Source organism: Nonomuraea sp. NPDC049655 (genome assembly GCF_044465465.1).
In the GTDB taxonomy this organism is placed as follows: domain Bacteria; phylum Actinomycetota; class Actinomycetes; order Streptosporangiales; family Streptosporangiaceae; genus Nonomuraea.
This window is the reverse complement of record NZ_JBITLS010000019.1, coordinates 131014-145585: the sequence shown is the minus strand read 5'-3', so window position 1 is coordinate 145585 and position 14572 is coordinate 131014. Positions and strand designations below refer to the sequence as shown.

The following is a 14572-nucleotide window of genomic DNA, read 5'->3' as shown; positions in this document are numbered from 1 at the left end:
CCGGCGTAGCGTGGTCTCACGGTCGGAAGGAGGGGCGGACGGTGACGGCTGGGAACAAGGTTCGGGTGCGCCGGGTCTACGAGGAGCCCGCGCCGGACGACGGCGCCCGGGTGCTGGTCGACCGGCTGTGGCCGCGCGGGCTGGCCAAGGCCGACGCCCACCTCGACGAATGGTGCAAACAGGTCGCTCCCTCCACCGAGCTGCGCACCTGGTACCGGCACGACCCCGACCGGTTCGCGGAGTTCGGCGACCGCTACCGGGACGAGCTGGCCGAGCCTGAGCGGGCCGAGGCGGTCGCCCACCTGCGCGAGCTCGCCGGGAAGGGCCCGCTGACCCTGCTCACCGCCACCAAGCAGCCCGAGATCAGCGAGGCCGCGGTGCTCGCCGAACTGCTCGGCGCCTGACCGCCGGGAACGCTCAGCGGGCGGAGGGCCCGCCGGCGGCCAGGCCGTCGAGCGTGCGGGTGAGGAAGTGCCAGCTCAGCTCGGCGTCGCGGGTGTGGCCGTGCGGGGCGCGGAACAGGGCGACGTACTGGGCCACGTCGTCGAGGCTCCAGCGCAGCCGGTAGAGGGCCAGGGCGGCGGGGTCGGGCGTACGGCCGGTGGCGGCCGCGTACCTGGCCAGGTCGCCGGGGGTCCTGGCGACCAGCCACAGGTCCCGTTCCGGCACGGCCAGGCCGACGGTGTCCCAGTCGATCAGCAGGCAGCGGCCCTCGTGCCGGAGCACGTTGCCGGGGTGGGGTTCGCCGTGGGTGACGACGGGTGGGCCGAGGTCGCGGCAGCCGCGGTCGAAGTCGCGCAGCCGGGCGTGCAGGGTTCCGGCGTGCCGGTCGAGCAGGGCTCGGGCCCGTTCGGCGTACGGGCCGCCGGTCCACGGGCGGCCGGTCTCGGCGAGGGCCCGCTCCAGCGCCGCCCGTCCGGCCGGCTGCAGGGGGCGGGACGGGGTGGACGGGGGCGGGGACGTGCCGTGCAGCTCGGCGAGCAGGTCGATGACCTGGGCGCGGTCGTGCTCGGCCGGCTCGTCGTCGAAGCCGCCGGTGACGCCGTCGACGAACGGGAAGACGCTCAGCGCGTACCGGGCGGCGAGCGGGCGGAGCAGCGCGCCGCCGTCGAGGTCCGGCACGGGCGCGACCACGAACTTCAGGGTCGCTGACAGCGCCGCCGCCGTCTCCAGCGCCCGCCCCAGCTCCCCGAACGCCACCCGCGCCCCTTCGTCCAGGCCACCGGCAGCCCGTGGCTCTTGGAGGAGGCCGTCGGGAGCCGGTGAGGGGGGTGGGGCGGTGTGCGGCGCGGAGGGCAGGGTGGCGGCGGTGAGGAACCAGCGTCGTCCGTCGGCGCCGGTCGCGATCCAGTGGTGGTCGCCGAAGCCCACCGGCGCGTGCGCCAGCCCGACGGCCTTGATCCCCCACGCCTCCAGGGCGGGCGCCAGCAGCGATTCGTCCAGATCCGCGGGTTTGTCACGCATCCGGCCACATTAGCGACCGTCCCCGCCGCCGGGCATCCCGATCAACAGCTCCATGGCCGCCAGCACGTCGTCCACCGTGAGGTCCGCCGGGGGAGCCGCCGCGCCCGTCCCGCGGTCGATCCAGATCGTCCGCAGTCCGGCCGCGCGTCCGCCGGCGATGTCCTTCTCCGGGTCGTCGCCCACCATCCACCCGCCCGCCGGCACGGCTCCGCACCGGTCGGCGGCGATCCGGAACAGCCGCGCGCCGGGTTTGCGCACGCCCTCCGCGCCGGAGATCGCCCATCCGTCCACCCGTTCGGCCAGCCCGGTACGCCGGATCTTGCCCGTCTGGTTGTCGGCCATTCCGTTCGTCACGATCCCGACCGCCCACCCCGCCGCCCGCAGCCGGTCGAGCCCCGCCAGCACCTCGGCACGGCACTCCACCAGCCACGGCAGCCTGGCCCGGTAGGCCCGCCACAACTCCTCGACGGGCTCGGCAAGCGCGAAGCGCTCGCGTACGCGGGCGAAGAAGACGTCCATCGGCACGGACCCGTCGGCGTCCAGCCGTACCAGCCAGTCCACGGCGTCCGGGCCCAGCCCGCGGCCCACGGCGAACTCGGCCGCCCACAGCCGGAACGCCGCCAGCCGGTCGATCAGCGTGTTGTCCAGGTCGAACAGCACGAGCGGGCGGGCCTTGATGATCGGCTCGACGATCGGCGCAGGGGGCGGCGCGGGGGGCGGCGCGGCGGGAAGGCGCGGGCCGGGGCCCGCGCCGCGGCCGGTCAGCGGAGCTCGCGCTTGAGGATCTTGCCCGTGGCCGTCATCGGCAGGGCGTCGCGGAACTCGACGATCCTCGGGTACTTGTAGGCCGCCATGTTCTCCTTGGCCCAGGCGATCAGCTCGTCCTCGGTGACCGACGAGCCGGGCGTGCGGATGACGTACGCCTTGACCTCCTCGCCGTGCGACTCGTGCGGGACGCCCACGACCGCCGCCAGCGACACCGCCTCGTGGGTCATGAGCACCTCCTCCAGCTCGCGCGGGTAGACGTTGAAGCCGCCCCGGATGATCATGTCCTTGGCCCGGTCGATGATGGCGTAGTAGCCGTCGGCGTCGCGGGTGGCGATGTCGCCGGTGCGGAACCAGCCGTCCTTGAGCACCTCGGCCGTCGCCTCCGGGCGGCCGTAGTAGCCCTTCATGACGTTGTGGCCGCGGATGGCGATCTCGCCGGGGCCCTCGCCCTCGACCGTCTTCCAGTCGCCGTCGATCAGCTTCATCTCCACGCCCCAGATGGGCGTGCCGATCGTGCCGGGCTTGGTGGGCCGTCCGAGCTGGTTGAAGCTGGCCACGGGGGAGGTCTCCGACAGGCCGTACCCCTCCAGGATGCCGATGCCGAAGGTCTGCTCGAAGTCCTTCAGCACCTCCACCGGCGAGGACGCGCCGCCGGCCACGGCCACCTTCAGGCTGCGTGGCACCTCGGCGCCCTCGGCGTGGATCTTCGTGAGCATGCCCCAGTACATCGTCGGGACGCCGGCGAAGGTTGTCACGCTCTCCTTGCGCATGAGCTCCAGGGCCTCGCCCGGCTCGAAGCGCGGCATCAGCACGACCGTCGCGCCGCGCATGAAGGCGGTGTTCATGACGGTCGTCTGGCCGAAGGAGTGGAACAGCGGCAGCACCGCGAGGTAGGTGTCGCCGCCCTCGCTGCGCGGGAACATCCGGTCGCTGATCAGGGCGTTCATCAGCATGTTCTGGTGGCTGAGCTCGGCGCCCTTGGGCTGGCCCGTGGTGCCCGAGGTGTAGAGGATCACGGCCGTGTCCTCGGGGTCGGTCTGCACCGTCTCGAAGTCGGCCGGCACGCCGTTGAGCGCCGCCCACACCGTCTCGCCGTACGGGGACTCGGTGGCCAGCGGGGTGGCGGGCAGCACGAAGAAGTGCTCGCAGCCGTCCGCGGCCTCGAAGCCCGCCTTGCCGCGCTCGCCCAGCGGCAGCTCCGGCGAGCCCTCGAAGCAGAACAGCGCCTTGGCGTCGCTGTCGTCGAGATGGTAGGCGATCTCCCGGCCCTGCAGCAGCACGTTCAGCGGCACCACGGTGGCGCCGGCCTTGAGGATGCCGAAGTAGACGAACGGGAAGTACGGCAGGTTGGGACAGGCCAGCGCCACCTTGTCGCCCTTGCCGATGCCACGCGACACCAGCAGGTTCGCCACCTGGCGGGCGACAGTGTCGATCATGCCGTACGGCAGGCGCATGTCGCCGAAGACGATCGCCGTGCCGTCGGGGTTGTTTCTGGCGCTGTCCTCCAGGACGACCGACAAGTTGAGCATGAACGCCTTCCTCCTCTGTACGCGCTTGCCGCCATCTTGGCATCAGCCCATACCGACCGGTAGGGCGAATTTCATTCGGCCCTGCTGCGGCCCGCTGAACGCGGGCCGCAGTAGGTGACAGAGGTTACAGATGCATATGGACGCGCCAGCTCACCTGGAGTAAGCAAGTGGCAGGTTACTTAGCCCCCTGGAGTGCTCATGCAGTACGACTACGTGATCGTCGGAGCGGGGTCCGCCGGGTGCGTGCTGGCCAACCGGCTGTCGGCGGACCCGTCGGTGTCGGTGGCGCTGGTCGAGGCGGGCGGGCATGACGACAAGCTGGAGATTCGCATGCCCGCCGGCTTCGCCAAGCTGTTCAAGACCGACTACGACTGGAACTTCACGACGGCCAAGCAGGGCGAGATGTCCGGCCGCGAGCTCTACTGGCCGCGCGGCCGGGTGATCGGCGGCTCGTCCTCGCTCAACGCGCAGATGTGGGTGCGCGGCTGCCAGGAGGACTACGACCAGTGGGGGGTGCCCGGCTGGACGTACGAGGAGGTCCTGCCCTACTTCACCAGGGCCGAGCAGCGCGTCGGCAGCAACCACGGCGGCGTCTACGGCACCTCCGGCCCGCTCTACGTCTCCGAGCTGCGCAGCCCCAACGTCACCACGGCGGCCTTCCTGCGGGCCTGCGAGGAGCTGGGCCTGACCCGGCTGGCGGAGCTGAACGGCCGCTCCAACGAGGGCTACTGCCCCACCCCTGTCACCCAGAACCGCGGCCGCAGGTGGAGCGCCGCGGACGCCTACCTGCGCCCGGCCGCCGCCAGGCCGAACCTCACCGTGCTCACCGGCGCGACCGTGGACCGCGTGGTGTTCGAGGGCTCCCGCGCGGTCGGCATCGAGCACAGCGGCGGCACCCTGGTCAGAGCGGCCAGGGAGGTCGTCCTGTCGGCGGGGGCGATCGGCTCGCCGTACCTGCTGATGCGCTCCGGGGTGGGCGCGGCCGAGGAGCTGCGCGACGCGGGGGTGCCGGTCGTGCGCGAGCTGCCCGAGGTCGGCAAGAACCTCCAGGACCACCTCGCCTCCGGCGTGTACGTCGAGTGCAAGGAGCCGGTGACGCTGACCAAGGCCGAGTCCCTGGTGAACCTGCTGCGCTACATCGTGCTGCGTTCGGGCATGCTGACCACGAACGTCGGCGAGGCGGTCGCCTTCGTCCGGACCTCGGCCGAGGAGCCCGCCCCCGACATCGAGCTCGTCTTCGCCCCCGGCCCGTTCGTCGATCACGGGCTCACCCCGCCGACCGGCCACGGCCTGACCGTCGGCGTCGTGCTGCTGCAGCCGCAGAGCCGCGGCAGGGTCGGGCTGAGCGGCCGCGACGTGCTGATCGACCCCGGCTATCTGAGCGCGGAGGCCGACGTCAAGCGCCTGGTCGCCGGGCTGAAGACGGCCAAGCAGGTGTTCGCGACGAGCGCGATGAAGCGGTACGCGGGCGGCCCGATGGCGCCCTACTGGGGTCCGGAGAGCGACGAGGAGCTGGCCCGGTGGGTGCGCGAACGCGGCGAGACCCTCTACCACCCCGTCGGCACCTGCCGGATGGGCACCGACGAGGGGTCGGTCGTGGACCCGTCGCTCCGGGTGCGCGGCCTCGAAGGGCTCAGGGTGGTGGACGTCTCCGTCATGCCGACGCTCAACCGCGGCCACACGCACGCCCCGGCGATCATGATCGGTGAGAAGGGCTCCGAGTTGATCCTGGGAAACCGGTAGCCGCGATGCGGCGGACCTTGACGTAAGTGAGCACTTGCCCAAGGCTTGTACGGTATGACGCTCTCCGCGGATCTGGACATCTCGCAGATACCGTTCTGGGGACTGCCGCAGGCGGACCGCTTGGAGACCTTCCGCCGCCTGCGCCGGCTCGAACGGCCCCTCTTCGTGCCGGAGCAGACCGTGCCGTTCATCGGCGGCGGGCCCGGCTACCACGCCCTCGTGCGCCATGCCGACGTCACCGAGGCCAGCAGGAACGCGGCCGTCTTCAGCAGTGAGCCGTGTTCCAACAGCATCCCGGACATGCCGCGCTGGCTCAGCGTCTACTTCGGCTCGATGATCAACATGGACGACCCGCGCCACGCCCGCCTGCGCAGGATCGTCTCCAGGGCCTTCACCCCGCGCATCCTGTCCAAGATGGAGGAGGACCTGGCCAGGGCCGCCGCCGAGATCGTGGACGAGGCGATCGAGCAGGGGCCGGGCGACTTCGTGGCGCAGGTCGCCGCCCGGCTCCCCGTACGGGTCATCTGCGACATGATGGGGATTCCGCCGAAATTTCATGACCTGGTGTTGCGGCGGACCAACGTCATCCTCGGCAACGCCGACCCCGAGTACACCGGCATCGACCCGAACTTCAGCCGCGTCAACGTCGCCCGCGGCCTGGCCAAGCTGCTGCGCGCCGGCTACTCGCTGAACCGGATGGCCGCCCGCCTCGGCGACGAGCGCCGCAAACGCCCGACCGGCGACCTGGTCAGCCTGCTCGTGGGCGGCGAGGAGCGGCTCAGCCCGCAGGAGCTGGGGTCGTTCTTCATCCTGCTGGTGGTGGCCGGCAGCGAGACCACCCGCAACGCCATCGCCTACGGGCTGAAGCTGTTCACCGACCATCCCGGCCAGCGGGAGCTGCTGCTGGCCGACTTCGACGCGCGCGCCGGCCGGGCGTGCGACGAGATCGTGCGCTACGCGACCCCGGTGATCCAGTTCCGCCGCACGCTGACCCGGGACCACGAGATGAACGGCGTGCCGTACAAGAAGGGCGACAAGGTGCTGCTCTTCTACAACTCGGCCAACCGCGACGAGTCCGTCTTCACCGACCCGGACGTCTTCGACATCACCCGCGACCCCAACCCGCACGTCGGCTTCGGCGGCCCGGGGCCCCACTACTGCCTGGGCGCCCACCTGGCGCGCAGGGAGATGAGCGTGATGTTCCGCGAGCTGTTCACCCGCCTGCCCGGCATCAGGACGGCCAGCGAGCCCGACTTCCTGCTGTCGAACTTCATCAACGGCATCAAGCACCTGCCGTACACGTTCTGACCGCCTCGGCCAGGCCGTCGTCCGCGCCGCGCCAGGCCACGAACCCGTCCGGCCGCACCAGCACGGTCCCGTACGGCCAGCCCTCGACCACGTGCACCGGGACGCCGGGGTCGGGCACCGGCGCGCCGGTGAACACGCTGAAATCGGGCCCGACCAGGTCGAGGCTGGACCGTTCGCCGATCCACACGTGCGGCAGCCGCGAGCCGGGCGAGCCGTCGAGGCAGAGCGTCACGTCCTCGGTGGAGGGCAGGCCCTCGACCGCCGAGGCGCCGCCGTAACGGTAACCGACGTGCACGATCGGGGCGTTCACCGCGCCCGCCGCCGCCCTGAGCCGGGCGGCCTCGGGGCCGGAGCCGAAGTGCATCCGCAGGTCCCGCATCCGCAGCCGCGACTGCTCCAGCGCCAGCAGCGCGACCGGCCGCCGCTCGTCGTGGTAGGTGTCCAGCAGCGCGGGCGCCGACCGGCCGGTCAGCACGCGGGCCAGCTTCCAGGCCAGGTTGTGGGCGTCGGCGACCCCCGTGTTCAGCCCGAACGCGCCCGTCGGCGGCACGGCGTGCGCCGCGTCGCCGGCCAGGAAGACGCGGCCCTCGCGGAACCGGTCGGCGACCTGGCCGCGGGCCCGCCAGCCCAGCACGCTGACGATCTCGACCTTCAGCCCGGGGTCGCCGATCGCGGTCCTGAGCAGGTCGGGGCTGGGTTCCTGGGCGGTGTGGAAGACCCATTCGCTCTCGCCGTCGATCGCCATGAGCATGCCGGGCGCGTCGGGAGTGGTGAGCTCGGCGAGCGCGAAGCCGTACCCGTCGGTCAGGTGGCTCAGATCGGCGTGGAACATGACGTTGTGCAGCTCGGGGCCGAGCGCGCCGGGGCCGGTCACGCCGATGCCGAGCGCCGCCCGCACCCCGCTGCGCACGCCGTCCGCGGCGATCACGTAGCGGGCGCGCAGGGTGCGGGTCCCGTCCGGGCCGGACACGACCGCCGTCACGCCGTCGGCGTCCTGCTCCAGGGAGAGCAGTTCGGTGTCGTACGCGACGTGCGCGCCGCGCTCGCGGGCGGCGTCGAGCAGCACCCGGTCCAGCCGGTTCTGCGGGCATATGCCGCGCAGCCGGGCCGGGCTGTAGGCCGCCGTGTCGAACATCCGCGTCCGGGCGGGCAGACCGGCCGCGATCGCGGCGAGGTCGGCGCCGGCCAGCGTGTCCACGGTGATCTTGCCGAGGGTCGCGTTCGTCATGTCGATGGCCACCTCGTCCACCGCCCGCTCAAGGCCGGCCTCGCGGAGCAGCTCGACCGTCCGCGGGCCGATGCCGGTGGCGCGGGGGTGCGCCCGCGGGCCGGGCTCGCGCTCGACGACCAGGGCGGGCACGCCGTGGCGGGCGAGGAACACGGCCGCGCTCAGCCCGACGCTGCCGCCGCCGACGATCAGGACGTCGGCGTTTTGTGGGAACACTGTGTCCGTCATGGGAACACTGTAACCACAGGCGTACGATGAAGGCCAGAGGGGGGAGCCGGATGTCACTGGTGTGGAGTCGCGAGCCGTACGCGCCGAAGCGTCAGGCCCTGAGCGTCGAGGCGATCGTGCGGGCCGCGATCGCGGTGGCCGACGCCGAGGGCCTCGACGCGGTGTCCATGCGCCGGGTGGCGAGCGAGGTCAAGTCGGGCACCACCTCGCTCTACCGCTACCTGGAGAACCGCGACGAGCTGCTCGACCTCATGGTCGACGCGGTGTGGGGCGAGGGCGAACCCGGTCCGCTGACCGGAGACTGGCGGGCCGACCTGGCCGGGGTGGCCCGCGACCAGCGCGCCGGCGTGCTGCGCCATCCGTGGCTGGCCGCGCTGATGACGAGCAGGCCGGCGCTCGGGCCCAACTCGCTGCGGCGGGTGGAGCACGCGCTGTCCGCGGCCCGGCCGCTGACCTCCGACATCACCCGGGCCGCCGCCGTGATCGGGGTGATCGGCGACTACGTGCTCGGCGCGGTGGCCAAGGAGCTGGCCGAGCAGGAGGCGCTGCGCCGCACGGGGCTGTCGGAGGAGGAGTGGCGGGCGACGATCGGCCCCTATGTCCGCGAGGTGATGGCCACCGGCGCCTATCCGGAGTTCAACCGGCGGGTGGCCGAGGCCGACGACCTCAGCTTCGCCGACCAGTTCGAGTTCGGGCTGGAGTGCCTCCTTCAGGGGTTCGCGGAGCGAATCCGCTGAGCAGGGCCGCCACGGCCAGCTCGAAGCGCTCCCGGTGGTCCTCGGGCGTGCCGAGGCCGTCGGCGACCGCCCGCGCCAGCACCGGATGGTCCGCCAGGTCAAGGTCGGGCTGCCGCGGGCTGTCCGGCCCCGCCTCGGCCAGCGTGTGCCCGATCACGAACGTCGACACCGCGTTGATGACGTGCAGCGCCTCCTTGGCCGTGAAGCCCGCCTGGGTCAGCGCGGCGGCGGCGCCTTCGACCATGCCCAGGGCTCCCGGCGTGGCCACCGGCCGGATGGCGACCACCGGCATGAGCGCGGGATGCCGCAGCAGCTCGTCCCTGATCGACTCGGCGAACGCCCGCATCCACACCTGCCAGTCGCCGGAGGGCTCGATCGTGACGCGCGAGAGCACCAGCTCGACCAGCCCGTCGAGGACCGCGTCCTTGTTCGGCACGTAGTAGTAGAGCGTCATCGCCTCCACGCCCAGCTCCTTGCCCAGCTTGCGCATGGACAGCCCGGCCGCGCCCTCGCGGTCGAGGAGTCCGAGGGCCGCCTCCAGCACCCGCTCCCTTGACATCCGCTCTCTCATACACCGTAAGATACTGCCGTCTTACACCGTAAGAGAGAGGGTCGACAGTGATCACCGACTTCTTCGCCGCCGTCAACGAACGCCGCCTCGACGACCTGGGCGACTACCTGACCCCCGACGTCGTCGACCACAACAAGATCATTTTCGGTGAGCCGGACGAGCCCGGCGCCGCCTTCGAGGGCATCCGGATGCAGCTCGACGCGTTCGACCCGTTCCACATCGAGGTCGAGGAGGTCGTCGCCGAGGGGGACAAACTGGTCGCCCGGCTCCGCATGACCGGCACGCACTCCGGCGCCCACCCGCGCATGCCCACGCCCACCGGGCGCAGTTTCGACGTCGAGGCGATCTTCCTGGTCACCCTCCGCGAGAGGCGGATCAGCGAGATCCGCGCGGTCAGCGACCGGCTGGGCCTGTTCCTCCAGCTGGGCTGGGACTGGCCGGAGACCGACTGATCCGCCCGCCCGCCAGGGCCAGCGGCAGCAGCGCGCCCATGGGCCAGCGGTGCAGCACCTGGCCGACCGCGATCGGGCCGATGACCGCGGCCGCGCTGAAGGCCAGGAAACGCACCCCGGCCTCGACCGGGCTCGCCTCCAGGGGGCCCTGCACGTACAGGGTGAGGTACGTGAACCCGCCCAGCAGCGCGGCCAGCATGAGCAGCGTCGTGGCCGAGCCGACAGCGAACACCCGGTTCCGGAACAGCCCGAAGTCGATCATCGGCGTCGCCGTCCGCCGCTCGGCGAACACGAACGCCGCCAGCAGCGCGAGCCCGGCCACCAGCAGCAGCGGCACGTCGTGGATGAGCGCCGGGATGATGGCGAACAGCGCCGCGGCGATCAGCACGACGCCCAGCGGGTCCAGGTGACCCCGGCCGCGCGACTCCGGCACCCGCTGCCGCAGCGCCACCAGGATGAACACGCCGATCGGCAGGTTGATCAGGAAGATGGCCCGCCAGCCGAACGTCGCCGTCAGCACGCCGCCCACCACCGGGCCCAGCGTCATCGCCAGGCCGGAGACGGCGCTGAAGATGCCGAGCGCCCGGCCCCGGGCCGGGCCCTCCGGGTAGACCGAGGCGATCAGCGGGGTCGTGGTGCCGTACAGCGCGGACGCGCCCAGGCCCTGGACGCCCCTGGCCACGTCCAGCAGGGCAGCCGTGGGGGCCAGCGCGCAGGCCAGCGAGGCCACCGTGAAGACCGTCACGCCCACGGCCAGCATCCGGCGGCGGCCGTACCTGTCGGCCAGCACCCCGGCGGGCAGCAGGACGGCGGCCAGCGTCAGCGCGTACGCGTCCACCACCCACTGCACCTCGGGCAGGCTCGCCCCCAGGGCGGCGCGGATGTCGGGCAGCGCGATGGTCACGGCGGTCAGGTCCACCACCACGAGCACGATGGTCAGTGAGGCGAGAGCGAGAACCCATCCGCGTCGCATACCTGCTCCTCACGATGAGAGGCCCCTTGTGCAGTGGTACTCCCGGAAGGAGGCGAATGCTAGGTTTCCCAGTCATGGAGATCAGAACGATCCACGCCAACGGTGTGGAGTTCGCGTATCTGACCGTGGGGGAGGGGCCGCTGGCGTTGTGCCTGCACGGGTTCCCCGACACCGCGCACACCTGGCGGCACCTGATGCCCGAGCTGGCCGGGCGCGGCTACCGCGCCGTCGCGCCGTTCAGCCGCGGCTACGCGCCCACCGAGATCCCGGCCGACGGCGCGTACGAGGAGGCGGCCCTGGTCGCCGACGTGCGCGCGCTGCACGAGGAACTCGGCGGCGACGAGAACGCGGTGATCGTCGGGCACGACTGGGGAGCCTTCCCCGCCTACGCCCTGGCCGGGCGTTTCCGCCGGGCGGTCGCGCTCGCGGTGCCGCCGCCGGGCGCGCAGCTTCCCGGGCTGCTGGCGTACGAGCAGCTCAAGCGGTCGTTCTACATCTTCCTGTTCCAGACCGTGCTGGCCGAGCCGGCCGCCGCAGACCCGGCCTTCCTCGACCGGCTGTGGCGGGACTGGTCGCCCGGCCACGACCCGGCCGAGGACCTGGCGTTCGTCCGGCGCAGCCTGGGCGAGCCCGCCAACATGGCGGCGGCCATCGGGTACTACCGCGCCGCGCTCGGCACCACGCCCCCCTCCGGCCGCTACCCGGACGTCGACCCCGCCACCGCGGGCCCGGTCCTGTACCTGCACGGCGAGCGCGACGGGTGCATGGGCGTGGAGATGGCCAAGGACGCGGCCGGCAGCCTGCCGCCGGGGTCGCGGGTCGAGCTGGTGGCGGACGCGGGCCACTTCCTGCACCTGGAACGGCCCGCCGAAGTCAACGGCCTCATCCTCGACTGGCTCGGCCCCGCCTCCTGACCGCAGTGATCACCGGGTGGGGACCGGCTCGCCTCCTGACCGCAGTGATCACCGGGTGGCACCTCGGCCGGCACGGTCCCGCCTGCTGAGTACGGTGATCACCGGGTGGCGTCCCGACAGGCCCACCGGGAGCGCCTGCTCGATCGTGAACCCGCGCGGCGCGCCGCCCGGTGTCCCGCCGGCGCCGGGATCGTCGTGGAGCAGCGCAACGGCCAGGCCGCCGGGTTCCAGCACCCGCCGCACCTCCCGCCACAACGGGTCCAGGCCGGGCCCGAGCAGGCCGCGCGGCGGCACCTGACGTCCCCAGGGCGGGTTCACCAGCACCCGCCGCACGCTTCCGTCCGCCACGGGGAGCCGCCCGGCGTCGGCGAGCCCCCAGCGGAACGGGCCAGGACCGTCCGGTGGCAGGGCGGCCCGCGCGTTCGCGGCGGCCGCCGCGACGGCGGCCGGATCGCGGTCGAACCCGACGAACCCGACACCCCCGACACCCCCGGCGAGCCCGGAGAGCCCGGCGGGCCCGGTGTGCGGCGCGCGCGTGAGCGCGTGGGCCTCGATGAGTGTGGTGCCCGCGCCGCAGCAGGGGTCGAGCACGACGCCGCGGAAGCCCTCCGCGCCCAGCCCGGCGAGCTGGGCCATCGCGGCCGCCAGCGGCGGGTGCAGCGTGCCCGGGATCGAGGCCGTCTTGTACGGCCTGCGGTGCAGCGGCCGGTCACCGGCCCGCCGGGCGATGACCGCCTGGTCACCCTCGATCGTCACCCGCCACGCCGTCGCCCCCGCGGGCGGCCGGCCGCCGTCCCGCCGGGAGTGGTAGCGCAGCCGCCACGACCGGGCCAGCTCGGTCCCGACGGCGTCCTCGATCTCGTGCCTGGTGTAGTTGCGGCGTCCCACGAACGAGGCCGAGACCTCGACGTCGGGGCCGCCGGGCGGGCCGAGGTCGATCCCGCGGGCCGCCCGCGCCAGCCGGGCGAGCGCGGAGCGGCCGTGGCCGACCCCGTCCACCACGGCCGCGGCCAGCAGTACGTCGTCCGCGGTGCGCAATCCCAGGAGCCCGGCGCCGGGCCGGACCTCGAACCACACCTCCCGATGGCGGACGCCGACGACGACCCCGAGACGGGCACGCCGAATCTCCGCCGCGACCAAGGGCTCGGTGCCACGCACCGCCCTGGCCACCGCCAAGGTGAGCAACTGTTCTTCTCCCACGTAGCGACCCGGGACGGCGGCAGGCCGCCCCGCATCACCGGCGGTGGGTCAGCCCACGGCCCGCCGGCGGATCGCTAGCCGAGGAGGAAGAAGAACGTCATGCGCGGCACCCTACAAAGCCCCGTCCGCGCGAGCCACCGGTTTTTCCGGCCGCCACGTACGGTGTACGTCGAACCCATTGACGTAAGTGGTCGCTTTCCGAATGATGGCCCTATGACCGTCCTGGACTTCGACCTTTCGGACCGGAACTTCTGGGCCAGGCCCATGAGCGAGCGCGAGGCGGCGTTCGACCGGTTGCGCGCCCGCGAGACGCCGGCCTTCTTCGAGGAGATGGAGATGGCCGTCGCGCCCAAGGGGCCCGGCTACTACGCGCTGGCCAGGCACGCCGACATCCTGGAGGCGAGCCGCAACCCCGAGGTCTTCTGCTCCGGCGACGGCGGCGCGACGAACATCCCCGACATGCCCGCCGAGTTCACCGAGTACTTCGGCTCCATGATCAACATGGACGACCCCCGGCACGCCCGGCTGCGCAGGATCGTCTCCCGGGCCTTCACGCCCAAGATGATCAAGCAGTTCGAGTCGGACGTCGAGGCCGCCGCCGTGCGCATCGTCGACGACCTGGTGGCCGCCGGTCCCGGCGGCGACTTCGTCACCGACGTGGCCGCGCGCCTTCCGCTGAAGATCATCTGCGACATGATGGGCATCCCCGAGCGCGACTACCGGTTCGTCTTCGACCGCTCGAACATCATCCTCGGCGGCTTCGACCCCGAGTACACCGGCGGCGACCTCGACCAGCTGGCCACCCGGCTGCTCACCGCCGGGATGGAGCTGCAGCAGCTCGTCCAGGACCTCGCCGCCCACCGCACCGCCAACCCCACCAACGACCTGACGTCCTCGCTGGTCAACGCCAACATCGACGGCGAGCGGCTGACGATGCAGGAGCTGGGGTCGTTCTTCATCTTGCTGGTGGTCGCGGGCAACGAGACGACCAGGAACGCCATCTCCTACGGCCTGCGCCTGCTCACCAAGAACCCCGACCAGCGCGCCCTGTGGCTGGAGGACGTCGAGGGCCGCGCCCCCGGGGCCGTGGAGGAGATCGTCCGGCTGGCCTCGCCGGTGAACTTCATGCGCCGCAAGGTCACCCGCGACCACGAGATGAACGGCCACCTCTACCGCGCCGGCGAGAAGGTGGTGCTGTTCTACTGGGCGGCGAACCGGGACGAGCGGGTGTTCGCCGACCCGTACCGCTTCGACATCACCCGCCACCCCAACCCGCACGTCGGCTTCGGCGGGCCGGGGCCGCACTTCTGCCTCGGCGCCCACCTGGCCCGGCGGGAGATCACGGTGATGTTCCGCGAGCTGCTGCGCCGGGTGCCGCAGATCGAGGGCGGCAGGCCCGACCGCCTGCACTCCTCGTTCATCAACGGGATCAAGCACATGGAGTGCACGTTCTGAGC

At 72.5% G+C, this 14572-nt stretch carries 14 protein-coding genes; 7 read left to right on the top strand and 7 right to left on the bottom strand.

Going from position 1 to position 14572, the window contains the following annotated elements; translation table 11 throughout:
• The first annotated feature begins 41 nt into the window (after positions 1 to 41).
• Entirely contained in the window at positions 42 to 404 is a 363-nt protein-coding gene (locus tag ACIBQ6_RS45340) for a DUF488 family protein (RefSeq protein WP_358284134.1), read from the top strand.
• A 13-nt stretch (positions 405 to 417) separates the two neighbouring features.
• On the opposite strand, the gene ACIBQ6_RS45335 is transcribed toward ACIBQ6_RS45340, so the two are convergent.
• The 3 genes from ACIBQ6_RS45335 to ACIBQ6_RS45325 form a co-directional block, all read right to left on the bottom strand.
• Complete coding sequence (locus tag ACIBQ6_RS45335; RefSeq protein WP_397218948.1) at positions 418 to 1464, bottom strand: phosphotransferase; 1047 nt, start codon at positions 1462 to 1464, stop codon at positions 418 to 420.
• A gap of 9 nt (positions 1465 to 1473) precedes the next feature.
• Entirely contained in the window at positions 1474 to 2124 is a 651-nt protein-coding gene (locus ACIBQ6_RS45330; RefSeq protein WP_397218947.1) for an HAD family hydrolase, read from the bottom strand.
• A gap of 101 nt (positions 2125 to 2225) precedes the next feature.
• A complete protein-coding gene (locus ACIBQ6_RS45325) occupies positions 2226 to 3761 on the bottom strand; it encodes a long-chain fatty acid--CoA ligase (RefSeq protein ID WP_387663520.1) in 1536 nt (511 codons plus the stop codon).
• A gap of 198 nt (positions 3762 to 3959) precedes the next feature.
• Between ACIBQ6_RS45325 and ACIBQ6_RS45320 the strand changes: the two genes are divergently transcribed.
• On the top strand, positions 3960 to 5504 hold the full coding sequence (locus tag ACIBQ6_RS45320; protein WP_397218946.1) for a GMC family oxidoreductase: 1545 nt from the start codon (positions 3960 to 3962) through the stop codon (positions 5502 to 5504).
• A 54-nt stretch (positions 5505 to 5558) separates the two neighbouring features.
• Positions 5559 to 6812: a cytochrome P450 gene (locus tag ACIBQ6_RS45315; RefSeq protein ID WP_397218945.1), complete on the top strand. Its 1254-nt coding sequence runs from the start codon at positions 5559 to 5561 to the stop codon at positions 6810 to 6812.
• On the opposite strand, the gene ACIBQ6_RS45310 is transcribed toward ACIBQ6_RS45315, so the two are convergent.
• The gene (locus ACIBQ6_RS45310; protein WP_397218944.1) at positions 6787 to 8268 is read right to left on the bottom strand and encodes an FAD-dependent oxidoreductase; all 1482 of its coding nucleotides are present in this window, start codon (positions 8266 to 8268) and stop codon (positions 6787 to 6789) included. The two genes, ACIBQ6_RS45315 and ACIBQ6_RS45310, sit on opposite strands and share 26 nt — an antisense overlap.
• 50 nt (positions 8269 to 8318) lie before the next feature.
• Between ACIBQ6_RS45310 and ACIBQ6_RS45305 the strand changes: the two genes are divergently transcribed.
• Positions 8319 to 9005, top strand: coding sequence for a TetR/AcrR family transcriptional regulator C-terminal domain-containing protein (locus ACIBQ6_RS45305; RefSeq protein WP_358284151.1), 687 nt, complete (start codon positions 8319 to 8321; stop codon positions 9003 to 9005).
• On the opposite strand, the gene ACIBQ6_RS45300 is transcribed toward ACIBQ6_RS45305, so the two are convergent.
• The gene (locus tag ACIBQ6_RS45300; RefSeq protein WP_397218943.1) at positions 8935 to 9576 is read right to left on the bottom strand and encodes a TetR/AcrR family transcriptional regulator C-terminal domain-containing protein; all 642 of its coding nucleotides are present in this window, start codon (positions 9574 to 9576) and stop codon (positions 8935 to 8937) included. The genes ACIBQ6_RS45305 and ACIBQ6_RS45300 overlap by 71 nt on opposite strands.
• A gap of 47 nt (positions 9577 to 9623) precedes the next feature.
• Here ACIBQ6_RS45300 and ACIBQ6_RS45295 point away from each other — a divergent pair, with 47 nt between their 5' ends.
• On the top strand, positions 9624 to 10028 hold the full coding sequence (locus ACIBQ6_RS45295) for an ester cyclase (RefSeq protein WP_397218942.1): 405 nt from the start codon (positions 9624 to 9626) through the stop codon (positions 10026 to 10028).
• Here ACIBQ6_RS45295 and ACIBQ6_RS45290 read toward each other — a convergent pair.
• Positions 9970 to 11001, bottom strand: coding sequence for an MFS transporter (locus ACIBQ6_RS45290; RefSeq protein WP_397218941.1), 1032 nt, complete (start codon positions 10999 to 11001; stop codon positions 9970 to 9972). The two genes, ACIBQ6_RS45295 and ACIBQ6_RS45290, sit on opposite strands and share 59 nt — an antisense overlap.
• Positions 11002 to 11075: 74 nt before the next feature.
• Here ACIBQ6_RS45290 and ACIBQ6_RS45285 point away from each other — a divergent pair, with 74 nt between their 5' ends.
• A complete protein-coding gene (locus ACIBQ6_RS45285) occupies positions 11076 to 11915 on the top strand; it encodes an alpha/beta fold hydrolase (RefSeq protein ID WP_397218940.1) in 840 nt (279 codons plus the stop codon).
• 48 nt (positions 11916 to 11963) lie between these two features.
• Here the strand turns inward: ACIBQ6_RS45285 and ACIBQ6_RS45280 are convergent, their stop codons facing one another.
• A complete protein-coding gene (locus tag ACIBQ6_RS45280) occupies positions 11964 to 13100 on the bottom strand; it encodes an RNA methyltransferase (protein ID WP_397218939.1) in 1137 nt (378 codons plus the stop codon).
• A 228-nt stretch (positions 13101 to 13328) separates the two neighbouring features.
• On the opposite strand from ACIBQ6_RS45280, the gene ACIBQ6_RS45275 reads away from it, so the two are divergent.
• Positions 13329 to 14570, top strand: coding sequence for a cytochrome P450 (locus tag ACIBQ6_RS45275; RefSeq protein WP_387663540.1), 1242 nt, complete (start codon positions 13329 to 13331; stop codon positions 14568 to 14570).
• Positions 14571 to 14572 lie beyond the last annotated feature (2 nt).